Consider the following 23,599-nt stretch of genomic DNA (forward strand, 5'->3'; position numbering starts at 1 on the left):
GATCAAGAGGTGAGCATCTTCATCTTGTCAAACGATCCCGGTGTGACGTATCCTTGAAACGATTCATTATCTCCCAGCTAAGGATGCCTCGATGACGAGCCCCGTCACACCGTCGAACTTCGCGCGATCGAGCGCAACGCGGCACTGCTTCGAATTACAGGTGAAGCCGGAACTGCTTGACGAATACATCGCCCGCCATACTCCGGTCTGGCCCGAGATGCTCGCTGAGATCGCGGCATCCGGCCGAAGAAACTATTCACTCTTTGTCGGTGAGTCTGGCCGACTCATCGGCTACTACGAGACCGACGACGATGCAGCCGCGCAGGCGTATCTCGCCGCTTCAGCCGTGGCCGCCCGATGGGAATCGCAAATGGGCCACTTCTTCGTCGCCCTCGACGGCCGCCCTGACCAGGCAGCGCAACCTCTCACCGAAGTCTTCAATCTTGACACCCAACTAACCGCCGCCACGAAAGAGAGCGATGCATCGTGAGCATTCTCACCCCTGAAATCCTTTCCACCCTTGAAAAGCAGGGCATCGAGCTGCCCTCGTGGGCATTCGGCAACTCGGGCACCCGCTTTCGCGTGTGGACCACGGAGGGAACCCCGCGCGACCCCCGCGAGAAGATCGCCGATGCAGCGCAGGTGAACAAATACACGGCGCTGGCGCCGAGCGTTGCCCTGCACATTCCTTGGGACAAGGTCGACGACTACGCGTCGTTGCGCAGCTATGCCGAAGACCTCGGTGTACAGCTGGGCACCGTCAACTCGAATACCTTTCAGGACGAGGACTACAAATGGGGTGCGCTGACGCACCATGACCCCCGCATTCGCCAGAAGGCGATCGATCACCACCTCGAGTGCATCGACATCATGGATGCGACGGGCTCACGCGACCTGAAGATCTGGTTGGCCGAGGGTTCGAACTACCCCGGCCAGAACGACATGCGCTCACGTCAGGATCGACTGCAGAACTCGTTGCAGCAAATCTACGCGCGCCTCGGAGACGAACAGCGCCTCGTGCTCGAATACAAATTCTTCGAGCCGTCCTTCTACCACACGGATGTTCCCGACTGGGGTACGTCGTACGCGCACGTTGCCAGCTTGGGCGAGAAGGCATCGGTCTGCCTCGACACCGGCCACCATGCCCCCGGCACCAACATCGAGTTCATCGTCATGCAACTGTTGCGCCTCGGCAAGCTCGGTTCGTTCGACTTCAACTCCCGCTTCTACGCCGACGATGACCTCATCGTCGGCGCGGCCGACCCGTTCCAGCTGTTCCGCATCATTCTCGAGGTCGTGCGCGGCGGTGGACTCAACAACCCCGATGTGGCATTCATGCTCGACCAGTGCCACAACGTCGAAGACAAGATCCCCGGCCAGATCCGCTCGGTGCTGAACGTGCAAGAAATGACGGCGCGCGCATTGCTCGTCGATCGCACGGCGCTCGACGCCGCTCAGCAGTCGAACGACGTGTTGGCAGCCAACGCGCTGCTTATGGACGCGTTCTACACTGATGTTCGCCCAGCTCTTGCCGAGTGGCGTGAGTCTCGGGGGCTCGCCGCCGATCCGATGGCTGCCTATGCGGCATCGGGCTACCAGCAGCAGATCGCTGCCGACCGCGTCGGCGGAACACAGGCGGGCTGGGGCGCCTAGCCCGCGTCGCGTCGCGTCGCGCTCATCACCGCCACCGCACCTGCCGCTCGGCCCCAAATTCAATCGCCAATCCAAGGAATCGCAATGACGAACCCCACTGCTGCTGATCTGATCGCCCGTTCCAACAGCCTCGGCTCCGACCCCAAGAACACGAACTACGCCGGCGGCAACACCTCCGCCAAGGGCACCGACGTCGACCCGGTCACGGGCGAGCCGGTCGAACTAATGTGGGTGAAGGGCTCCGGCGGAGACCTCGGCACCCTGCAGGAGAAGGGCCTCGCCGTGCTGCGCCTCGACCGCATGCGCGCACTGGTGAAGGTGTACCCCGGGCTTGATCGTGAAGATGAAATGGTCGCGGCGTTCGACTACTGCCTGCATGGGAAAGGTGGTGCAGCTCCCTCGATCGACACCGCGATGCACGGCCTCGTGGATGCCGCGCACGTTGACCACCTGCACCCCGACTCGGGCATCGCCATTGCAACCGCCGCCGACGGCGAAGCACTGACATCGAAGATCTTCGGCGACAAGGTCGTCTGGGTGCCGTGGCGTCGGCCTGGCTTTCAGCTCGGCCTCGACATCGCTGAGATCAAGGCGAAGAATCCCCAGGCGATCGGGTGCATTCTCGGTGGGCACGGCATTACGGCGTGGGGCGACACCTCAGCGGAGTCTGAGCAGAACTCGCTGTGGATCATCAAGACCGCGCAAACCTACATCGACAGTCACGGCGAGTCGCACCCCTTCGGCGCAGCCCGCGAAGGTTTTGGCGCGCTCGCTGATGCTGAGCGCCTGACTAAGGCGGCTGCCCTTGCAGCGACGATTCGCGGGCTCGCCAGCCGCGACAAGCCGATGGTCGGACACTTCACCGACGACGAGCGCGTGCTGGAGTTTCTTGCCTCAGCCAAAGCGCCCGAGCTCGCCGAACTCGGCACGAGTTGCCCCGACCACTTCTTGCGCACCAAAGTGAAGCCGATGCTGCTCGACCTGCCAGCACACGCGTCAGTCGAGGAGTCCGTCGCGCGCCTGAGAGAACTGCACGAGGCCTACCGTGCCGACTACACGGCCTACTACGAGGCGCACGCCACCGACTCGAGCCCGGCGATCCGCGGCGCCGACCCGCTGATCGTGCTCGTCCCCGGGGTGGGGATGTTTTCGTATGGAGCAAACAAGCAGACCGCACGCGTCGCCGGCGAGTTCTACTTGAATGCGATCAACGTCATGCGCGGCGCCGAGGCGCTGTCGACCTATACCCCGATCTCAGACGCTGAGAAGTTCAACATCGAGTACTGGGCTCTCGAAGAGGCCAAGCTGCTGCGCGCACCGAAGCCGAAAACCCACCAGGGACGCATTGCTTTCGTCACCGGCGCTGCATCCGGCATCGGCAAGGCGATCGCGACCCGTCTTGCCGCAGAAGGGGCTTGCGTTGTTATTGCAGACCTTGACCTCGAAAAGGCTCGTGCGGCTGCTGCTGAGCTCGGCAGCACCGATGTCGCCATCGGCGTCGCCGCGAATGTCGCCGACGCCGACGGTGTGCAGTCCGCGATCGATGAGACATTGCTTGCGTTCGGCGGTATCGACCTCGTCGTCAACAATGCGGGCCTGTCCCTGTCAAAGCCGCTGCTCGAAACCACGGAGAAGGATTGGGATCTGCAGCACGACGTGATGGCGAAGGGTTCCTTCCTCGTAACCAAGGCCGCCGCCAAGTCGCTCGTCGAACAGGGAATGGGCGGGGACGTCATCTACATCTCGTCGAAGAACTCAGTGTTCGCCGGCCCCAACAACATCGCGTACTCCGCGACGAAGGCAGACCAGGCTCACCAGGTGCGACTGCTTGCCGTCGAACTGGGTGAGCACGGTGTGCGTGTGAACGGCATCAACCCCGACGGTGTGGTGCGCGGCTCGGGCATCTTCGCCGCCGGATGGGGCGCCAACCGGGCTGCAACCTACGGTGTCAAAGAAGAAGACCTCGGCCAGTACTACGCGAACCGCACGATCCTCAAGCGCGAGGTCGTTCCTGAGAACGTCGCCGACGCGGTCTATGTGCTAACCGGTCCGGAGCTCAGCCGCACCACCGGTCTGCACATTCCGGTCGACTCTGGTGTCGCGGCGGCATTCCTGCGATGACACACACAGCGGGGGGCGCGGTCGCTGCCGTCGATCTTGGTGCGACCAGCGGACGCGTGATGATCGGTCGCGTCAGTGCGGGGGCGCTCGAACTGGAACAAGTGGCACGTTTTCCGAATGGACCGGTGCAACGCGCTGACGGCCTGCACTGGGATTTCACTGCGCTTTACGAGCACATCGTCGCAGGCCTCACCGAGGCGTTGCGTCGCGAGCCGAGCATCGCCAGCATCGGCATCGATTCATGGGCGGTCGATTACGGCCTGCTCCGCGATGGCGAAATGGTGACCGAGCCTTTCCACTATCGCGACGACCGCACCGCGGTCGGGGTCGAAAGAGTGCACGACGAGCTGCCGTTCGCTGACCTCTACCGCCGCAACGGACTGCAGTTTCTGCCGTTCAACACGCTGTACCAGTTCGCCGCGGATAGCAAAGTTGCAGGCGCTGACCGAGCATTGCTGATTCCTGATCTTGTGGCCTACCTGCTCACTGGTGCTCAGATCGCCGAACGCACCAATGCGTCAACGACGGGTCTCGTGAATGTTCGCATCGGCGAGTGGGATGCTGATCTGCTCGAACGGCTGAACATCTCCGCCGAGCTGCTGCCCGCTCTCGTCGAACCGGGAGCGAGCGTGGGCAGGTTGCGCGGCGATGCCGAAGAGCGAGTCGGCGCGCCACTCGAGGTCATCGCTGTGGGCTCGCACGACACTGCCTCGGCGATCGTTGCCGTGCCGATGACCTCGCCCAACGCCGCGTATATCTCTTGCGGCACCTGGGGGCTGGTTGGTGTCGAATTAGATCACCCGGTCATCAGTGACGCCGCTCGCGCCGCCAATTTCACCAACGAGGGCGGTGTCGATGGCCGCGTACGATTTCTGCACAACGTCACCGGTCTCTGGCTCTTGAGCGAAGCCGTGCGCACCTGGGAGCAGGAGGACGGCAGCAGCATCCACCTTCCTGAACTCTTGGATGCTGCCTCATTCGCGACCACAGACGTGCCCACTTTCGACGCGAACGATCCGCGGCTCGCTGCGCCCGGCGACATGCCCGCACGTATCGCCGAGCTATTGCGCGAGGGTGGCCAGACAGTGCCGAAAACTCGCGAGGCCTTCACCCGCACGATCGTCGAGAGCATCGCCAAGGCCTTCGCCGACGCAGTGCACACCGCAGCTGCGCTCACCGACCGCGCCATCGACGTCGTGCACATCGTGGGTGGTGGTTCACTCAACCGCCTGCTGTGTCAGACGACGGCCGACCGTGCGGGAATGCCGGTTCTGGCAGGACCTGTCGAAGCGACGGCAATTGGCAACGTTCTGGTGCAGGCACGCGCTCATGGCTGGTTCGGCCCAGATGCAACGCTCGAGACACTTCGCGCGGCGGTAGCGAGCGAGTTCTCGCCGGTGCGTTACGAGCCGCGCGGTGACGCTTAGCTTTCACAAAGTTCGCACGCTTCAGTCGAAGACCTTGCTTGCCGCGTGGATCTGTCGGCGTGCCTCGTCGATTGTCTCCAGAATCGAAACTGTTTCCGCGTGGGTGTGCAGCGGCGATTCCACCCGCCCCTCATCTACAAAGCGAGCCAATGCTGTCGCCTCCCAGGAGAGTCCGTCGAAGCCGGCCAGTCCGGTCTGGTCTCTCCACGCACGTGACTCGCTGCCGAAGACGGCAGTGTCCAAGAGCCTGAAAGAGCTGGGCGCGAAGAAAGGTGCGGAAAGTTCGACACGGGCCTCGCTGCCGGCGACGACCGCGGTGATCGGTGTACGAGTCAACATTCCGGCGCTGAGTACCGAGCGCCGCGCGCCCTCGTAGGTGCAAGCAAGCGTCGCATACGCATCCACTCCGGTGGAAGTCAGAAAACCCTGTGCCACGACCTCGGTCGGGGCCCCCAAGACTTCAGAAGCGAACGCGATCGGATAGATGCCCATGTCGCCGAGGGCACCACCGCCGAGTTCGGGCCTCCAAAGTCGGCGCGAAGGGTCGCGTGGGACAGCCTGTCCGTGATCGGCGAGGACCATCTCGACATCGCCGAGCACTCCCTCGGCGACAAGGCCGCGGATGACGCTTGACTGCGGCAAATAGCGGGTCCACATCGCCTCCATTGCGAGCACGCCCGCTTTGCGCGCAGCGGCGAGAAGAGTTGTCGCGTCCTCGGCGTTGGTCGCGAGCGGCTTTTCGATGAGCACGTGTTTGCCCGCCGCGATCGCCAGCAACCCGAGTCTCACGTGCTCTGACGCCGGGGAAGCTACGTACACCACGTCGATGTCGCCGCGCGAGACCAGCTCCTCGTAAGACCTTGCCGCGTGTGGAATGTCAAAGCGTGCCGCGAACTCCAGAGCCCGCTGAAAAGAACGCGAGCCGACGGCCACCATCCTCTGGACGGTGAAGCGATGCAACGCCTCGACGAACGCGGAGGCAATTCCGCCAGGAGCAAGCACGCCCCATCGCAACGACGGAGCGCTGTCACGTGAGAAGGTCTTTGCGTCAGGAAGACGGGATGGAAGTCGACTCATCTCCGATCGATCCCGTCTCGAATGATGCCCTTCGTGGCATCACCGAGCGGAACGGGTGGCGACACTTCGCGAAAGGCCTCGATCGGAGCCGGGCCGTTGCCGTGTTTCGGAGTGAGCACGGCGACAACAGTGACTGACATCAGTCAGACCAGCCGAAAGTCGATCCCGAGAACGGATGCCGCTGCACGATATGTCGCGGCGCGGTGTCCTGTCGACAGGCTCCAGTGGTGCCCGACACCGGTCGCCGACCACGCATCGACCCACTCACCCGGGTCTCGACCGAAGTCCACGCGACTCGTGGTGTTTCCGATCTCCAACAGCGGGCCCGGAACGACTTTGCCCTCTGAGGCGATGAACGACAACGAGCCATCGCGGTCCTGACCCAGGCCAAGAAGAGTCACCGGACCATGTTGCACGTCGAATTCCACCGAGACACCCCATCCACGCTTGCCGTGGTAAACACCGAGGCCGCGAAGAAGCGGATCACGGGCCGACACCGCGAGGTGCGCCGGTCCGTCATGGCCCATCTCGACAACATCGTCTTCGAAGTTCAGCGACTGAATCTCACAGAATGACCCGCCCGCGCCGACGACCTGGGTGGCAAGCTGCGCCAGCGTCGTCCGTAGTTCATACTCTCCGGTCGTCGGGATGCCACGGGCGGTGAGAAGAGACGCGCCGAGAATCATCCCCGCGCCAAGGCGCTCGTGCTGTTCGCCGTCGAGCCCGCGATGGTAGTAAGCAAGTGAGTCAAGATCGAAGTCTTCGACTAGCCGGTCCAGCCCCACCGACACTCGCGCGCCCCAGGCGAAGTCTTCTTCGACCACAGTCTCGTCGAGAGTGAAGATGCTACGAGCAAGCGCCATCCGCTCGGCTACCTCTTGCTCGGTGACCGCGTCAACACGCACCCGTAGGTCGTCAAACTCAAGCACCTCAACGTGGGATCCGAAGGTCGCCGGAAGCAAGGTCAGATCGGTCGAGACATCAAGCATTCCCGGGTACACGTGTCCCATCAAGCCGTGACGTGCGTGCCTGAGCGCCGCGCGCACATGTGCAGCCGCGATCCACTGCTCAATGCGCCGCCACGCAGACTCCTGGCGCAGGTATCCCGACACAGACCGGAAAGGGATGCCCGCGCGCATGAAAACATTCCCCACCTCGGGAACCGGGCACTGACCGCAATATGCCAGCCAATTACCGGTGTCGAACGAGGCGTGGTCCATCTTCTCGGTCGGCTGCAAGTCGATGACGAGCACGGGTGCGCCCGAGCGCTGCGCGATCGGTAGCACCATCGAACTGGTCAGATATGTGGTGAGGAAGAGCACGATAAGGTCGCAGTCGGCCCTGCGAAGGGCTTCAGCTGCGGTCGCACCCTCCTGCGCGTCCGAGATGAATCCCACGTCTGTGACTTCGGCGTCCATCTCCGCGAAGCGTTCTGACACATACCGGGCAGATTCCTGCAGCTGCGGCAACAAGTTCGGGAACTGTGGCCAATAGGTTCCGAGTCCCCCAGCGACCAGCCCGATCCGCGGCTTGCGGCGCGAGGCGGGAGGGAGCAAGGTGCTCATTTGGGTTGTTGTCGAAGACATGTATTCCTTCTTTCCTATAGACGAGGCCGGGCGGGTCGCTCTGTCTGGTGTCTAACCTGCAGCCAAGCGGGCCTGTCGAGACGCACAGCCGCCGTCGAACGCGACATAATTAGGTGCGCCCGCGTAGAGCGATGCAGTAGCGGGCATCACGGGAGGTAGTGGTCGATGTCGCGGGGGCGAGTTCACATCAGAGACGTTGCCCGCATCGCCGGCGTATCGGTCGGCACTGTGTCGAACGTGCTCAATGGACGCACGAGCGTGAAGCCCGAACTTGTCGCTCGTGTGCATACGGCGATGCGAGACCTCGACTACGTGCCGAACAGTCACGCGCGGCAACTTTCGTCGGGCGCCAGCAGGACGCTCGGCTTGCTCGTTCTCAGTAGCTACGACTCGTTCTTCAATACGCTCGCCGAAGTCGCAGAGGACGCCGCTGAGAAGGCAGGTTTCTCGGTGCTTCTCGGAGGCAGTTCGCAGCGAGCTGAGCGCGAAACCCGCTATCTCGATCTGTTCGAATCGCAGCGAGTCGGCGGGATCATGCTTGCGCCGATCGACGGAGTGACACCTCGTATGCGGTCCATACAAGCTGGGGGCACCCCGATCGTCCTGCTCGGCGTTTCGGAAGCCGAACCGAACTTCAGCGTCGTTCAGTCGGACGCCGAACGTGGCGGTTACCTCGCCGTGCGCCACCTTATCGAACAGGGACGCAACCGCATTCTCGTGGCCGGTGGTCCGATGCATCAGGTGCGCGGGCGTGTGGATGGTGCGACTCGCGCCGTCGCCGAATCCCCCGGAGTGCGGATGGACTACCTTTCCACGGTCACCCTCACCATTGACGAGGGTCGCCGCGTGGGCGCACGGATTCTCGAGACCCCGCCCGAGCGACGCCCGGATGGGATCTTCGCCGCCAACGACCTGTTGGCCATCGGCTTGATGCATGAGATCACCAGAGCAGGCGCAATCCGAATCCCCGACGACCTGAGCCTCATTGGTCACGATGACATCGAGTTCGCCGCCACCGCTCAAGTGCCGTTGACCACCGTGCGACAGCCCGTCGAGCTGATGGCGCAGGCCGCCGTCGACATCACCGTCTCCGAGATCGCAGCAGGCACCGCAGAGGAGCATGCTCGACGCGTCTATTCGCCCGAGCTCGTGGTGCGCCACACGTCGTTGCCCACGTCCGTGGGTGTTCATCGGTAGAGCGCGCCGCCGCCCTGGCGTCGGAGCTCGAATTCGTGCCCGCCGCGGGAGAGTTCGTGAATCTCTCCGCGCACACGCACACGAGCGGCATCCGACAGGTTCACCCGATAACGAATGAACTCATCTCCGGCCTTCTCCCACTCGACCTCTGCGGTAGCGGCTCCGGCGAGATTCGCCAGTCCTGAGATCCTTTCTCGTCCAAGGTCGTTGACCCTCAGGTCCGCGACGGGCCCGCGGTCATCGATATCAAGGTGCAGACCGAGCCCCCAACGCGACATCTGCCACGTCGGTGCGCCACCCCAATAGTGGCATTGGCTCCAGCGCTCGTCGAAGACCTCCCACCACGTCGTGGCACCGCGGTCCAGCATCCATCCCCAGCCCGTGCGCCACATATCTGCGACTTCTTGGCCTCGGCCGGTGTCAAGCAAAATGGGGAAGGAGTAGTTCGTGAAGTACGGCGTGGCAGCACCTGGGCGCACCTGAGTCCCATCTCGAAGTCGGGCCGCTTTGGAGTCGAAGGGAAAAGCCCTTGAGACGTGCTCCTGGATATACTGCGCGGCGCCTTCCGGGTCAACGATGCCGCTGTGCACGCCGAGCGTCCATGAGTGGTAGGGGTTTGCCGGGTTGACCATCCATCGCGTCAGCACTTGCGCGAGTCGCTCTTCTTCTGCCGCGTATCGCGCCGCCTGCTCGGGCTTGTCCAGCAGTTCCAGCCAGCGCCGCCAGCTGCGCACTGCCTGATGCACATGAGCGATAACGGCGAGGTTCGGTTGGTCTTTCGGGACGCCGTAGCCCCAGTCGACGAACGACCAAGGAAGATGATGTTTTCCGTCGACATCAACGCACGCGAGAAGAGCGCCGATGTTCGCTTTCGCGCTCTCCTCGAGTTCGCGAAGAATCGAGAGGTCACCTTCAACCCGAGCCACGTTGATGCAGGCGGTGACCCACTGGGCAGCGTACGTCCCGAGATACAGCACTTCCCCTGGTCCGCACCCCGAGACCAGGCCATCGTCACGAGCCCCCGCGGCAGAATGCAGCAGTGCGCGACGCACGAGACGCACATCACCCCACCCCGCGCTCAGCAAATGCAGCGCACTCGAGACCACGTCACCGACCCACTCGCCGCGCTCGCGGACCGAGTCGATCAGGCTATCTTCTGCGGTTGCTCGCAGTGTCTCGAGCCCCGTCATCCAAATGCGATCAAGGAGTGGGTCACCGGACTCGAATCGGCCGGTGGGTACTCCGAGAAAATCTCTTTCGATGAAGCGGGCGTCGGTGACTTCACAATCGAGACCACCTCTCACCCTTACTTCGACGTATCGGCCACCCAAGGACTGCAACGGTTCAATAGTGGTCTCGCCCGAGTCGACGGTGAAGTGTTGGAGCATGCGCGTGGGGCCTGCAGAGAGCGCGACGACTGGCGAGGGGCGGCCGTCGGGTGTCAGTCTTTCGGCGAAACCTACCGTGACCTCCGCCCTCGCGGAGGAGGCGACCTTCAATGCGACTGACCCCACTCGAACGCGCCCCAGGTCGTAGCGAAACCACTGTCCGTCTAAGTCATCTAGCGGATCGGGATTGTCGTCCGCGAGCAGAAACTGGGTGGCGATGTCATCAAACTCGTACCCCACGTACGTGTCGCGATACGTTCCTGATGCGTGCGGTGTAAGAGGGCGCGAGCGCCAAGCGGGAAGAGCAATGTCCGCGCGTGTGGCTTCGGATCCAAGCACCGATAGATCGACTACCGTCGGCTCTGACCATCCGGCGTGCAGGTCGTCATCCCACCAGGCGCCGGTGAAAGGAACCGCCTGCCACTCAACCCAGCCGAGCAGCGGGCTGACGCGCAAGCCTGTGGCGTGATACTCCTCCAACTCCCTGCCCCGCCACACGAGTGGCACCTCAACGTCATCGCTGGCTATCAGGCGCACCCAGCCGAAAGGCGGCAGCGCGGCCGACATGCGGGTCGTGAGAAGCTCGGCCTGCGCGTGCAGCGCGAACCGATGACGCCCCGCAGGCAGATCGATCTGTTGTTCGTGATACTCCGGGAGCGCCGGCGCGTAGCGTAGCGGACCGTGAACGATGGTCTCGGCGTCAATACGAAGCCGGAATGCTCCTGATGCCTGCACAGCAAGTCGATACGTGCCGTCCGCAGGCACAACCACGTCAGCGACGAACCCCACGTGTTGGTCGGGGCGCGCGTCTTTAAGCCAAAAGGCGCCAGGAAAGGTCGGCTCAAGAGCACGGCGCACGGCACCGGCGGGCCGTCCGTCGAGGCCTGAATAGCCGTGCGGCTCGATCTGAACACCTTCGACAAGTGCGTGGATGCTGCGAGGGCTGTCTTGGGGACGGATGATCTGTCGCGTTTCGACGTCACTCATGGCTGATCTCGCTGTCATTCTGGGGGTCTACAGGAGCACCCGACTGCTCAAGGACGGGCGGGCTGCCGGGCGCACCATGGGTGAAGGTTGCGAAACTCGTCGCGGTATGAGCAATGAGCTCCGCCATGAGTTCCGCTCGCACGGCCAAGTGGGCCGGGTCCTCGAATACGTTGCGCCACTCGCGAGGGTCGGCCTCGAGATCGTACAGCTCGCCTTGCGCGCCGGCCCTTTTCGGATCGACGAACATGATGAGCTTGTAGCGAGGGGTACGCCACATCCACGCGGGCGCTGGCTCGTGCATTTCGGCGAACGAACCGGACCGGCGAGCCCGCTTTAACAGCGACGTTCCGACAGCGCGAGCATGGATGTCGAATCCAGCGGTTTCGGTGATGGTGGGATACACGTCTACCAATGCGGCGGGCCTCTCGTCGATGGTCCCGCGCAGGTGCGGCGCGATCGCTGAGCCCGACAGCACCAGCGGCACGCGCACGCTGCTGTCGTAGAGGCAATACTTGGAGAACTGAAAGTTACGCTCGCCGAGCAGTTCACCGTGGTCGCTCGCAAAAACAACAAGTGCGTTGGCGAGCCGCCCACGCGCTGCGAGCCTGTCGAGCGCCTGACCGAAAAGCGAATCCAACCAACTGCAGTTCGCCCAGTAGCGCAGTGTTGCCCGGCGTCGTTCGCGGAGGGGCATCGCACGCCACGCGTCACGCCATCGTTTACTGCGGGCCCCGAGGAACGGAGAGTTCTCGTCCCGCACGCGGATATGGTCGTAACGCGATTCGTCCCAGGGCGGGACCTCCAGATCGGGAATCTCGTCTATGTCATACAGATCCTCGAACTCTGCGGACGGGTTGTGCCCAGCGTGCGGCTTGACGAAACTGAGATAGAAGAAGAGCGGCTTGTCAGTATCGAGATCCGGTCCGTCGAGCCACTCAAGAGCCTTCTCCGCGATCCAACCGTCTGGATGATTGCGCATGGGAATAGGCGAGGTGGCACCAAAGTAGCCCACGGGCTCTTCCTCCCCTGGCCCGTAGTCGCGCGTCATCTGCAAATACGCGGCACGACCGTCAGGATCTTCTTCTTCTTGCCAACCGGCAGCGCCGACCTCCAGCCCGAGGTCTCGGGTGCCAACGACCCGCACCTCAAATCCCCGCGTCGAGGGGGTGTCGGGGGTGCGCCCCCAGTGGGTCTTGCCGAACCCTGCGGTCAAATAGCCGGCGTCGCGCATAGCTTCAGCGATCACCGGCGCCGCGATCGCGTCGTCGCCCGGAGTAGCCGCTTCGTTCGAGCGCACACCGTTCTGTGACGGGTACATCCCCGTCATGAGCGAGTGACGGCTGGGCACACACATTGGTGCTTGGCACGTTGCCTGCGGAAAGCGAATCCCGCTCTGGATCAAACGATCGAGGTTCGGGGTCTTGATGAGGGGATTGTGTGCGCCAAGGGCGTCCCAACGCTGTTGGTCGGTCATCAGGAAGATGATGTTGGGTCTGTCATCCGCGGTCATCGTGGATACCTTTCAAAAAAGACGGTGCGCTTGCACGAGCCTGCGCGTCGATCGCGGCGCAGATCACTCGAGGCCGGAGCCCACGATTCCGCGGGTGAACCAGCGCTGGAAGAGCACGAAGACGAGCAGGACTGGCACCATGGCAACCACGGCCGCAGCGAATCCAACCGATGGCGAGATATTGCTGAATTCGCCCTGCGCTAGCGGCGCGAGAGCAAGCGTGAGAACTCTGGTATCGGGTCCCGGAGCGGCCACAAGGGGCCAAATGTACATATTCCACGCGGTGAGAAATGTCACGACCGAGTAAGACGCGATCACCGGCTTCGCCAGAGGCAACGCAATGGAGAAGAAAGTGCGGAACCAACCCGCGCCGTCCAGCCGTGCCGCCTCGATGAGTCCTCCGGGGAAGGTCACGAAGAACTGGCGAAACAGCAAAATACCAAGAGAGGCATGGCCGACGACAGGAAGAATCAGACCTGCGAATGAGCCGATGAGACCCAATTCGAGCGTGACGATGAAGGTCGGAATAAGAGTCAGGTTTGCGGGCAGGAAGATCGGAACTACGAACATCGCCAGAAGGAATCCGGTCCATTTGAGTGGCATCTTGGCGAGGGCGAATCCTGCCGGAAGGCAGATGGCCAATTGAAGGACAAGGACCGACACGACGAAGATGAAAGTGTTCAGCACCGTGCGTGGAGTGAGATACCGCCACGCCTCGGCGTAGTTCTCCCAAACAAGCTCAGTGGGCACCAACTTGGGCGGATACTGCGAAATTTCCTGGAACGACATGAGGGAACCAGACAGCAAGTACAACAGTGGGAATGCCGTGATGAGGCCGAGCACGACAATGGTCGTGTAGCGCCCGAAACGGGTTTTCGTGGAGTTCATCGGTTTGCCCTCGATCCCAGAACGCGCCCGAGAGCAACGATTCCGACGATGAGTAGAAGTTGGAAGATCGACAGCGCGCTGGCGTAACCGACGTCCTGAAAGCTGAATGCCTGTTCGTACGCGTACAGTGCCAGGCTGCGGGTCGCCCCAAGGGGCCCGCCACCGGTCATAATGAGCGCCACGTCGAGCGAGTTGGCGACGAAGTTAATGATTTGAAGAACGACTACCACAAGAGTCGTCGGCATCACATTCGGCCAGGTCATTGACCAGAGCGTGCGCCATGCACCCGCGCCGTCCAAGGCTGCTGCGGAGTAGATATCTTCGGGCACTCGTTGCAACCCGGCCAGGTAGAAAATGATCACGATCGGCAGAGCGAGCCAGACCATCATCAACACCAGTGACGGCAGCGCGAGTGCTTCGCTGTTGAGGAAATCGACTGGCGGTAGCCCAAACGCGCGCAACAAGGCTGCGATCGGACCCTGTCGAGGGTCGTACATGAACGACCAAAGGACGGCGGAAACAGCCACCGACAGGACGACTGGAATGAAGTACAGCACACGCCAGACGGGCACACCAGGCATGTTCACGTTGATCAGCACTGCGATCATGAAGCCGAGTAGCACCGTAGGGATCACACCGAGCACGACGTACTGAATAGTTACGCCCAGCGCTTGCCATACGTCAGGATCAGCGATCAGTCGGGCGTAGTTGTCGAATCCGACGAAAGTCGGAGGACGAAAGAAGTCCCACTGCATGAAGCTCAAGGCGATGCCTACGATCGCCGGAATGATGACAAAGACGGTGAACATCACGACGGCGGGGGTGAGCATGCCCCAGCCTGCGAGAAGGTCCAGTCGGCGCGCTCGGCCACCCGCCGGGCGCGGGGATTTCCCCGCGCCCGAACCGGTGACGATGCGCTGTGTAGCGCGTGTATCAGTCATTACTTCAGAAGCGCGTTGAGCGAGTCCTGAGCTGCAGTGAACGCGGACTCAATCGATTCATCGCGCAACATCACCAGCTGAATCGCCTCTTGAAGCGCCGGCAACACCTCGGGTGCGACGTCGGCGGGATACGGCTGCTGAAGAATCGCGTCCTCGATGGAGGTTTGCACAGCAGGTACGAAGTTCGCCGGAACAGCTGGCGGGTTCTGCTGCCAGGTGCCATTCTCAATTCCGTCGGTTGTCGCGGGGATCACGCCGTCGTCCTTCGCGACCTCAAGACCGCCGTCAACCGAGTAGAACCAGGCGAGGAACTCCCATGCTGCGCTCTTGTTCTCAGATTTGTCGCCGATCGACAGCGAGTATGCGCCACCACCGGTCGTGCGAGTGCCGTCGATGACAGGCATCGCAACGACATCCCACTCGCTTTGCATCTGCTCGCGCAATGCGGCGATGCGAGCCGTCGACGCGACTTCCATCGCGGCTTGCTCGCTCGGAAAGAGATTCTTGCCCGGGTCGTTTGCCAGCGTCGAGTAAGGGACGCCGAAATCATCTGTGTACGGCTCGAGCAAAGTCGTCCACGCTTCGAGCCCGGCGGGGTTCGCGAACACGAACTCCCCGGCGTTCGTGTCATACATGTCGCTTCCGTACGCACGAATCACTGGGTACCACTGGAAAGGAGTCTCCGCGACACCGAGGGGTGTGACAATACCGAAAACGTCGCCGCCCGAGCCTTCGTAGATGGTGCGTGCAGCGTCATACATCTCGTCATACGTCCAGTCTTCAGACGGGAGTTCAGCGCCGTATTCTTCGAACTGCTCGATGTTGTAGACAATGACACCGCTGTCAGCAGACACAGGAAGACCAGTGATGCGGCCGTCTTCGCCCTCGAACAACCCTAGGAAGTTCGGTGAGAACTCCGCAGAATCCAGTCCGGAGCGTCCTTCATCGAGCCACTCGGACATGTCCCAGAGCAGCCCGTTGGCGTCGAGGGTCTGGTTGAGTCCACCCGTGTTGAAAAGCACGTCCGGCACGGAGCCGCTAAGGTTCTCGGTCGCGAGTTGCTGGGTGTAGTCAGCCGGCGACTCAGCCACGGCTTGAACTGTGACGTTGATATCGGGGTTCGATTCTTCGAACACGGCAGCATATTCCTCGAACTGAGGAACGAGAGATGCGATCATGCCGACACGAATGTCGCCGCTTGCCGTTGACGAGTCCGTGGTGTCGTCGCCCGACGACTCTTCTCCGGACGAGCAGGCGGCGAGCGAGACGGCGAGGATAACCGCGCCGCTGCCGGCGAGAAGCCGACGAGGGAATTTTGGTGAAGTAGCCACTGTGACAACCTTCTTTGCTTGGGACAGGGAATCCATCGGAATGAACCGATTCACGAGAGCGTATCAGGCTCACCCGTTCTCGCGGTAGCCCCAAGAGTGTTCGCTTCCATTTTGATCAGTATCTTCCAGCAATACCAACAACTTTGCTTGTCTCCGCAGGTTTTCCTATGCCAGAATCAAGCATATGAACCGGTTCACTGCTGAACAACAAGCACCCACATCCAGTGCGGCATCTCCGCAACGACCGAACCTCGTGTTCATCTTCTCCGATCAACAATCGCGCGACATGCTCGGCGCGTACGGCCTCAGCGACGTGAAGACGCCCCATCTCGATCAGCTCGCTGCAGAAGGTCTGCTATTCGATCACGCAGTGTCGAACTCACCCGTATGCACCCCCGCCCGCAGCATGCTGATCTCGGGGCAGCATCCGCTCTGGAACAACTGCTTCACGAACGATCGTCGTCTTGCGACCAACCTCGGTGACTCATTCGCCGAAGTCACTCGTGACGCTGGGTACCGAAACGGCTACGTCGGCAAGTGGCATCTGTACGGCGGCGACAGAAACCGCCCCATCCCCGCGGGGCCTGATCGCCACGGATTCGACGACACGTTCCTGTCCAACAACTGCGCGGTCAACTACGACCCCGACAACGCGTTCTATTGGGACGGCGATGAGAAGGTCCTCTTCGGCGGCTGGGAGGTTGAAGGCCAGACCGATCAGGCCGTGCAGTTCATTCATGAGCAGACACCTGATGAACGCTTCACACTCTTCGTATCGTTTCACGCGCCCCACAACCACAACGGCGGAGACGATGCGAAGTACACGTCGTTCGACGCGCCGGAAGAGTTTAAGGACATCTATGATCGCGACGCGCTGACGCTGCGCCCAACAGTGCCCGTAAATGAGCGCACTCGTCTGATGACGCAGGGTTACCTCGCTCTGTGTAGCGAAGTTGACGCTAACGTCGGCCGCATCCTGGCAGCTCTCGATGAGCAGGGGCTACGCGAAAACACCATCCTGGTCTACACGAGTGACCACGGCGAGACCTTTGGCGCCTTCAACAACCATTGGCACAAGTCGAGTCCCGAAGATGTCTCGGCGCGAGTGCCGTTGATCGTTACGCTGCCGTCCGGACGCGTCGAACCGCGGCGCTCCGACTTGATCGTCGGAACAATCGACCTCATGCCCACCCTCCTGGGCCTGATGGGTCTTGAGGTTCCAGAGCACGTGCACGGCAAGAACCTCTCGGCGGAGATTCTTGAGGGCGATGATGACGCCGTGGAATCTGCTCCACTGTTTTACTTCACCACACCTTGGCGCGGCGTCTACACGAAAGAGTGGACCTACTCGACTGAGAACATCGATAGATCCGACGGCACCGAACCGCACCCCGAGTCCGACGTCGGCCGCACCGTTCTTCTTCGCCGGATGGACACGCTCTTCCATCGAGTCGATGACCCCAATCAACTAGACAACCTCTTTGGCCACACCTCGCTTCCAGGGCGGCCTGGGACCGGTGAAATCCAAGACAAGCTGCACTCGAAGCTCGAGGAGTGGCTGGCCTACTTCGAAGATCCCTTTCCCAACCAACACGAGCTGTGGTCGTTCGTTGGATCCGACACAGAGCCGCCTATCACTCTGATGCGCGAGAAGAGCGGCGTCACTCGTGGTGCACTCCCCCGGTAGTCGGGCCCGAATGACTGGAATGGAATTCAAGAATGGCAACGACATACGCCCCTGAACTTCGACAGCAAGTGGCAGAAGGCTGCGGTAGATTCTCGACCGCAGCCGTTCGAGATGGCGCCAACGCGAGCGCGACTGTGAGCGCAGCGTACGAGGCGGGCATTCGAGTGTTCGATTCCGCTCGCGCCTACGCTACAGTCAACGATCCTTTTCACAATGAGTCGCTGATCGCGTCGGCGCTACGCGGACGCGAGGACGCTTTCATCATGACTAAGGGAGGGCACTTCCGCACCGGCGACAACAGCTGGGGCGTCGACAACTCCTCAGCGCGACTCCGTAAAGATGTTGACGGCAGTCTTCGCGCGCTAGGTCGAGAGCGGCTCGACCTCTATTTTCTTCACCGCGCAGATGGGCCGCTCGATCTCGTCGACGCATTCGGCACACTCGAAGAGCTCCGCGTCGAGGGCAAAATTGGTTCGATCGGGATATCCAACGCGTCGATGACGCAGGTCGACGACGCGTCGGCTGTTTGCCGGCTGACTGCTGTTCAGAACCGCTTCGTCGCGGGCGACTCTGCAAACGAGGTGCGCCGTGCCGAAGACCTCGGCTTGGTCTTCTTTGCCTACTCACCCCTCGGCGGCCCATCCCAAGCAGGTGCAATACCGTCTCGTTTTCCCGCTCTCTCCGCACTCGCGACGGCACGAGGTGCCACCGCGCAGAGACTCATACTGCGTGGGATGCTGGCGCAGTACAGCGCACTCTCGGTCATTGTCGGCATGGGGAGCCCGGAGCGCGCAAGAGAAAACGCCAAGGCATCAAGCGAACCGTGGGACGGAACATGCCAAGCGGCGTGGGAAGCAGATGTGCAAAAACTGGGGCGAGTAGTTGGAGGCGGTACAACTCGATAGCCCGCGACAGGGCGCAGACCAAACAGCCAATCTGGCCCGCTCGCACGACGCCGAGGTACCCAAAGACTGAGGGGTGGATGCCGCAGCATCCACCCCTCAGTCACTTCACCCTGACAGCAGGTACGCGCCTCAGTAGTTGAGAACCTGGCGACCCTCGTTGACGAGGTCACGAATGCTGGCCTCGCCGGCGGCCTGATCGAGCAGCGGCCATCCACCCGCAACGAGCTGGTCCTTGACCTTGTGTCCGGTAGCGCAGTAGGCGCACGCACCGCGAACGTCGTCTTTGAGCGAGGTGAGCAAGGCGTGCAGCGGGTTGGAGGTGTCGGTAAGGGCAGCGAGCGCCTCGACACCAGATCCATCGAAGACGATGGCGACATCGTCGCCGGCCTCGACGAACTCAGCGGCCGTTTTCAGACCGCGGTAAACGCGGGAGATGTCTCCTGAGGCGGGTTCGTAGATGACAACGGCGATCTTGTTCTGCTCAGACATGAAGACTCATTTCCCAAAAGTATTTGCCATACCGGTCGGTATAGCTAGACGATAACTGAACCGATCGGTACAATCAAATCCATGACTTCGCCAACAGCAACAGCGCCTCGCGTTCCCGCCCGCGACCGTCTGCTTCGAGCCGCGAGCGAGCTTTTCTACGAAGACGGCATCAACGCCACCGGAGTCGAGCGGGTGGCATCGCAAGCCCAAGTGACGAAGGCCACGCTGTACAACAACTTCCGCAGCAAAGACGAGCTCATCGCGGAGTATCTTTCGTTGGGCCTGACGGCCGCCACCGCGTGGATGGAGCAGATCAACCGAGACGAACCCACTCCACAACGTCGGTTGAGCGCAATGTTCGAACAGCTCGCCGACGACGTGCGGCTCGGACGCTTCCATGGCTGCCCGTTTGCGAGCGCTGCGGTCGAGGTGCCGCAGAGTAAGGCTGCGATGGTGCAGGTGCGCAAGCACCGCGCAATGCAGCTCGAACAGATCAGCCAGATGGTCGGCGGTGAAGAGTCGAAGGCCGAGCTGATCCTCGCTCTTTATGACGGCGCAATGATCGCGATGAAGTCAGGCGCTGGCGCAGACACGATTGGCCGTGCCCGCGATGCCAGCATCCAACTCCTAGATACGCCTCGTTGATCTCGCGCAAGCCCCTGTCGCATCGACTCAATGCAATCTACGGTGGGGGCATGGACGAGCGTCGCGATGAGAACCGAACCCCCGAGAACGATTCCCCCAAGGGTGGCGACGACACTACCGAAGAACAGCTCGACGCCGACAACGCGGCGGAAGAAGCCACCGTCGCGGCACTAGACCCTGACGACTCCCCCGCCTAGCCCGCCGCGCACCTTCACGCCTCGCGGGTGATGGTCACCTTCACGTGAAGAGTGCCCTTGAAGGGGCCAGCGTATACGCCGCGCAACGGCGGCACATCACCGTAGTCGCGGCCACGGCCGACGAGCACGTGACTGTCAGTGATCTCGAGGTTGTTGGTCGGGTCGAAACCCTGCCAGTCCCCCGCGAACCACTCGATCCACGCATGGGATTCACCCGCCACCGGAACACCGATCTCCGCTTCGGGTCGCGAGTGCAGATAGCCAGACACGTAGCGAGCGGGAATACCCACTTCGCGAAGCGCTCCGAGCGTGATGTGCGCGATGTCTTGGCACACGCCCTTGCGCGCGTCCCATGCTTCGACTGCAGTCGAGTGCACACCCGTGATGCCGCCCACGTACTTCATTGCGTTGCCAATTGCGACAGCGATCGCACGAGCGGCATCGCCCGGGCGCTCGTGCTGCGACGCGATCGAGCGTGCAATTTCAGCGACCTCAGGGTGAGGCTTCGTGCGCGGCGTCTGATCCAGCTGTTCGACCGATTCGATCAGGCGCGACGCTTCGCGCTTGAGCTCATCCCACGTCATCTCCGGCTCTTCGAGAGGTCGGGGTCGCACCTCTACGAGAGAACGCGCGGTGAGCGTGAGCGTGTTGTGCGGGTTCAGCACGTCGAACGACGCCACACGGGTGCCGAAGTAGTCGACATACTGGTTGACCGACGTCGACGGCTCGATATCGAGCGCAGACGTGAGCACGAACTGGCTGTCGGTTGAACTTGGCAACATGCGCGCCTCGTTGTACGACGCTGACACGTCACCTTGATAGGTGAAACCGGTCTCGTGCTCGATGCGGAGGCGTTTCATGAGATTTCTCCGATCCAGCTCGGCTGAGCTTGCGTGGGGAAGAACCGATCGCGAACAGCTTCGGATGCTTCGCGGGTGACCGTCTGCACTCGCTGCATGTGATGCGGCACCTCGTCGAGGATCTCAGAAATGGGCCGGTACTCCAGCTCATTGCGGATCTGCCCGAGTGCACGCAACACCGTGTTGGAGTGCCCGACTCGATCATTGCGAGGGTCGATCGCGTGCATGCACTGCTCGGCTTGCTGAATCGAGTAGATGATCGAACGAGGGAACAACCGGTCAAGCAACAAGAACTCGGCCGCGTTGCGCGCGCTCGGAATTCCCCGGTACGTGCGCAAATACGCCTCGTATGCACCGCACGAGCGAAGAATCGTCGTCCACGATGGCCCCGACACCTCTGTCAGCGACCGAGTCGACAGCATGCGCGCGGTCATGTCGGTGCGCTCAATGGCTCGGCCGAGCGTAAAGAACTGCCACGATTCGTCGCGGCTGGTTGACGCATCCACGAGTCCCACCGAGAGCGCCGAGCGCTCACGTACCCACTTGAAGAAGTCGTGCACCTGGTCGATCTGAAGGCGGCGCGGCATGCGTGCGTTCGTGGTGTTGAGTGTCTCCCAGAGGTCGGTCGAAACGATCTCACGCGCCCGGCGAGCGTTCTCACGCGAGGCAGTGAGGGCGTAGGCGATGCTGGCCGGATTTCCTGCGTCGACGGCGAGGCGCTGCAGCACGTCGTTGCGGTTCACCTTCTGCACACCTTCCGGCGGTGCCGACCCCATCACATTGAGCAGAGACCTGCACGCAGTGTCTTCGTCAATCCACGGGTCTTCCAAGAGAAGCTGCAGATGCACGTCGAGGATGCGCGCTGTTCCGTCACTGCGCTCAATGTAGCGCCCGATCCAGAACAGGCTTTCGGCGATGCGACTCAGCATGATTCACCACTCTCTGCCGGAGCATCAAGCCGCTGTTGCTGCTGCTGCTCCTGCTGCTGCTCTTGCTGATGCGAAGTAGAGGGCGACGGGTCCTGGGGCGAGTGACTCACCGCAGGCTGGTCGTCATAGATAACGGGGATCGATGATGTGTGCTGTGCCACATCTTCCGGGTAGATGATCGAAATCGCAGATGTCGCTGCTGCAGGTTCCGCACCCTCGTCAGGGGCAGTGGTTTCCTGCCCGTACTGCACGCTTCCGGGGGCTGAGCCGCCGACGATCCAGGTGTCTTTCGAGCCACCACCCTGGCTCGAGTTGACGACCAACTGCCCCTCGGGCAATGCCACACGGGTAAGACCACCGGGTAGAACCCAGACGTCATCTCCGTCGTTGACGGCGAACGGTCGGAGGTCGGCGTGACGCGGGCGCATCCCATCTTCGACGAGGGTCGGGATGGTCGAGAGCATGACAACTGGCTGGGCGATCCAACCACGCGGGTCGGCGATCAAACGTTTGCGCAACTCATCGAGCTCTTTCGGCGACGCATCGGGCCCGACCACGAGCCCCTTGCCACCCGAGCCATCCACAGGCTTGACGACGAGTTCAGGCAGGCGATCCAGCACCTCTTCGAGCGCAAGCGGGTCTTCAAGACGCCAGGTATCAACGTTCTTGAGAATCGGCTCTTCTGAGAGGTAGTAGCGAATGAGGTCGGGCACGTAGGTGTAGAGGAGCTTGTCGTCAGCGACTCCGTTGCCCACGGCGTTCGCAATCGTCACATTGCCGAGGCGGGCGGCAAGCATGATGCCCGGAGCACCGAGCATCGAATCCGCGCGGAACTGCAACGGGTCGATGAAGTCATCGTCGACGCGACGATAGATCACGTCAACACGCTTGGGCCCACGAGTGGTGCGCATGAAGACCTTGCCGCCGATGCACATCAGGTCACGGCCTTCGACGAGTTCGACACCCATCAAGCGGGCGAGCAGCGTGTGCTCGAAGTACGCCGAGTTGTACACACCAGGGGTGAGAACGACAACGTTCGGGTCTTCGATGCCTGCGGGAGCGGAGGCACGAAGTGCGGCGAGCAGCTTGTTGGGGTAGTCGCCCACGGGCTGCACCCGCATCGAGACGAACAACTCGGGCAGCGTCTGGGCCATCACGCGCCGGTTCGAGATGACATAGCTGACACCCGAGGGAACGCGAACGTTGTCTTCGAGAACGCGCATCTCGCCGTTCTCGTCTCGAATCAGATCAATACCCGAGACGTGAATGCGCACACCGTTGGCGGATTGGATGCCCGCGGCCTGGCGGTAGAAATACTGCGACGACGCGATCAGAGCGGCGGGCAACACGTCGTCGCGAACGCAGTGCTGGCGGCCATAGGCGTCGTCGAGAAAAGCCTCGAGTGCCTGCACGCGCTGTTTCACGCCTGCTTCGACTCGCTTCCACTCGTCGTACGCGATAACCCTTGGCACCGCATCGAGGGGGAACGGGCGCTCTTCACCAGCGAAGTCGAACGTCACCCCCTGCGCAAGATACGAACTTGCGAGCGAATCAGTTCGCCCTCGAAGTTCTTCCTGTGTCATCTGCGCGAGCGCTTGATGTAGCTCTCGGTAGGCCTCGCGTGATTGATCTGGGCCGCCCGGCTGCGCCGGACCGCCAAACATTTCATCGAACGCGGGAACACCCGAGGGCGTCTTGCGCGGCGCGAGAGTCGAGCCGTAACCGTCGAAGAGATCACCCATGGGCCGAGCCTAGTCCGAAGGTGTTGCCGATGTGTTTCC

Annotated in this window: 21 protein-coding genes; 9 read left to right on the forward strand and 12 right to left on the reverse strand. The window is 62.0% G+C overall.

Annotation, left to right across the window (positions count from 1 at the left end):
* Positions 1–91: 91 nt before the first annotated feature.
* The 4 genes from SJY18_RS07545 to SJY18_RS07560 all read left to right on the forward strand — a co-directional run bounded on the left by SJY18_RS07545 (position 92) and on the right by SJY18_RS07560 (position 5,201).
* A complete protein-coding gene (locus SJY18_RS07545) occupies positions 92–490 on the forward strand; it encodes an L-rhamnose mutarotase (RefSeq protein ID WP_396667108.1) in 399 nt (132 codons plus the stop codon).
* The gene (gene rhaI / locus SJY18_RS07550) at positions 487–1,653 is read left to right on the forward strand and encodes an L-rhamnose isomerase (RefSeq protein WP_337336452.1); all 1,167 of its coding nucleotides are present in this window, start codon (positions 487–489) and stop codon (positions 1,651–1,653) included. The genes SJY18_RS07545 and rhaI overlap by 4 nt, the downstream gene beginning before the upstream one ends.
* Positions 1,654–1,737: 84 nt before the next feature.
* Entirely contained in the window at positions 1,738–3,774 is a 2,037-nt protein-coding gene (locus SJY18_RS07555; protein ID WP_396667109.1) for a bifunctional aldolase/short-chain dehydrogenase, read from the forward strand.
* Positions 3,771–5,201 (forward strand): rhamnulokinase family protein, encoded by a 1,431-nt coding sequence (locus tag SJY18_RS07560; RefSeq protein ID WP_396667110.1) that lies wholly within the window; start codon positions 3,771–3,773, stop codon positions 5,199–5,201. The genes SJY18_RS07555 and SJY18_RS07560 overlap by 4 nt, the downstream gene beginning before the upstream one ends.
* A 21-nt stretch (positions 5,202–5,222) precedes the next feature.
* Here the strand turns inward: SJY18_RS07560 and SJY18_RS07565 are convergent, their stop codons facing one another.
* Genes SJY18_RS07565 through SJY18_RS07575 form a run of 3 tightly spaced genes read right to left on the reverse strand, consistent with a single transcriptional unit; the run spans position 5,223 to position 7,864 of the window.
* Positions 5,223–6,278, reverse strand: a complete 1,056-nt coding sequence (locus SJY18_RS07565; RefSeq protein WP_396667111.1) for a Gfo/Idh/MocA family protein — start codon at positions 6,276–6,278, stop codon at positions 5,223–5,225.
* The gene (locus SJY18_RS07570; RefSeq protein ID WP_396667112.1) at positions 6,275–6,418 is read right to left on the reverse strand and encodes a hypothetical protein; all 144 of its coding nucleotides are present in this window, start codon (positions 6,416–6,418) and stop codon (positions 6,275–6,277) included. Before SJY18_RS07570 ends, SJY18_RS07565 begins: the two co-directional genes overlap by 4 nt.
* 3 nt (positions 6,419–6,421) lie before the next feature.
* On the reverse strand, positions 6,422–7,864 hold the full coding sequence (locus tag SJY18_RS07575) for an arabinose isomerase (protein WP_396667113.1): 1,443 nt from the start codon (positions 7,862–7,864) through the stop codon (positions 6,422–6,424).
* A gap of 165 nt (positions 7,865–8,029) precedes the next feature.
* Between SJY18_RS07575 and SJY18_RS07580 the strand changes: the two genes are divergently transcribed.
* Positions 8,030–9,061, forward strand: a complete 1,032-nt coding sequence (locus tag SJY18_RS07580) for a LacI family DNA-binding transcriptional regulator (protein WP_337336458.1) — start codon at positions 8,030–8,032, stop codon at positions 9,059–9,061.
* Here SJY18_RS07580 and SJY18_RS07585 read toward each other — a convergent pair.
* The 5 genes from SJY18_RS07585 to SJY18_RS07605 form a co-directional block, all read right to left on the reverse strand.
* The gene (locus tag SJY18_RS07585; protein WP_396667114.1) at positions 9,052–11,454 is read right to left on the reverse strand and encodes a family 78 glycoside hydrolase catalytic domain; all 2,403 of its coding nucleotides are present in this window, start codon (positions 11,452–11,454) and stop codon (positions 9,052–9,054) included. The two genes, SJY18_RS07580 and SJY18_RS07585, sit on opposite strands and share 10 nt — an antisense overlap.
* Positions 11,429–12,946 carry a sulfatase gene (locus SJY18_RS07590; protein ID WP_396667115.1) on the reverse strand — a complete coding sequence of 506 codons (1,518 nt, stop codon included), beginning with the start codon at positions 12,944–12,946 and terminating at the stop codon, positions 11,429–11,431. The genes SJY18_RS07585 and SJY18_RS07590 overlap by 26 nt, the downstream gene beginning before the upstream one ends.
* A 63-nt stretch (positions 12,947–13,009) precedes the next feature.
* Positions 13,010–13,834, reverse strand: a complete 825-nt coding sequence (locus SJY18_RS07595) for a carbohydrate ABC transporter permease (protein WP_337336461.1) — start codon at positions 13,832–13,834, stop codon at positions 13,010–13,012.
* A complete protein-coding gene (locus tag SJY18_RS07600) occupies positions 13,831–14,775 on the reverse strand; it encodes a sugar ABC transporter permease (RefSeq protein ID WP_337336462.1) in 945 nt (314 codons plus the stop codon). The genes SJY18_RS07595 and SJY18_RS07600 overlap by 4 nt, the downstream gene beginning before the upstream one ends.
* Complete coding sequence (locus SJY18_RS07605) at positions 14,775–16,106, reverse strand: ABC transporter substrate-binding protein (protein WP_396667116.1); 1,332 nt, start codon at positions 16,104–16,106, stop codon at positions 14,775–14,777. Before SJY18_RS07605 ends, SJY18_RS07600 begins: the two co-directional genes overlap by 1 nt.
* Before the next feature lie 184 nt (positions 16,107–16,290).
* On the opposite strand from SJY18_RS07605, the gene SJY18_RS07610 reads away from it, so the two are divergent.
* Together SJY18_RS07610 and SJY18_RS07615 are read left to right on the forward strand one after the other, a co-directional pair.
* Positions 16,291–17,793, forward strand: a complete 1,503-nt coding sequence (locus SJY18_RS07610; RefSeq protein WP_396667117.1) for a sulfatase — start codon at positions 16,291–16,293, stop codon at positions 17,791–17,793.
* A gap of 32 nt (positions 17,794–17,825) precedes the next feature.
* Positions 17,826–18,698, forward strand: a complete 873-nt coding sequence (locus SJY18_RS07615; RefSeq protein ID WP_396667118.1) for an aldo/keto reductase — start codon at positions 17,826–17,828, stop codon at positions 18,696–18,698.
* A 129-nt stretch (positions 18,699–18,827) separates the two neighbouring features.
* Here the strand turns inward: SJY18_RS07615 and SJY18_RS07620 are convergent, their stop codons facing one another.
* A complete protein-coding gene (locus SJY18_RS07620) occupies positions 18,828–19,187 on the reverse strand; it encodes a DsrE family protein (protein ID WP_337336466.1) in 360 nt (119 codons plus the stop codon).
* Between the two features lie 81 nt (positions 19,188–19,268).
* Here SJY18_RS07620 and SJY18_RS07625 point away from each other — a divergent pair, with 81 nt between their 5' ends.
* Both SJY18_RS07625 and SJY18_RS07630 read left to right on the forward strand, forming a co-directional pair.
* Positions 19,269–19,832, forward strand: a complete 564-nt coding sequence (locus SJY18_RS07625) for a TetR/AcrR family transcriptional regulator (protein ID WP_396667119.1) — start codon at positions 19,269–19,271, stop codon at positions 19,830–19,832.
* 50 nt (positions 19,833–19,882) lie between these two features.
* Positions 19,883–20,029 (forward strand): hypothetical protein, encoded by a 147-nt coding sequence (locus SJY18_RS07630; protein ID WP_396667120.1) that lies wholly within the window; start codon positions 19,883–19,885, stop codon positions 20,027–20,029.
* Between the two features lie 14 nt (positions 20,030–20,043).
* Here the strand turns inward: SJY18_RS07630 and SJY18_RS07635 are convergent, their stop codons facing one another.
* From SJY18_RS07635 to SJY18_RS07645, 3 genes are read right to left on the reverse strand one after another with little or no spacing between them, the layout of a single operon-like run.
* On the reverse strand, positions 20,044–20,889 hold the full coding sequence (locus SJY18_RS07635) for a transglutaminase family protein (RefSeq protein ID WP_337336469.1): 846 nt from the start codon (positions 20,887–20,889) through the stop codon (positions 20,044–20,046).
* Positions 20,886–21,818 (reverse strand): alpha-E domain-containing protein, encoded by a 933-nt coding sequence (locus SJY18_RS07640; protein ID WP_363583741.1) that lies wholly within the window; start codon positions 21,816–21,818, stop codon positions 20,886–20,888. The genes SJY18_RS07635 and SJY18_RS07640 overlap by 4 nt, the downstream gene beginning before the upstream one ends.
* A complete protein-coding gene (locus SJY18_RS07645; RefSeq protein ID WP_396667121.1) occupies positions 21,812–23,560 on the reverse strand; it encodes a circularly permuted type 2 ATP-grasp protein in 1,749 nt (582 codons plus the stop codon). Before SJY18_RS07645 ends, SJY18_RS07640 begins: the two co-directional genes overlap by 7 nt.
* Positions 23,561–23,599 lie beyond the last annotated feature (39 nt).

The organism is Microbacterium sp. R86528, assembly GCF_044596335.1.
GTDB classification, from domain to species: domain Bacteria; phylum Actinomycetota; class Actinomycetes; order Actinomycetales; family Microbacteriaceae; genus Microbacterium; species Microbacterium marmarense.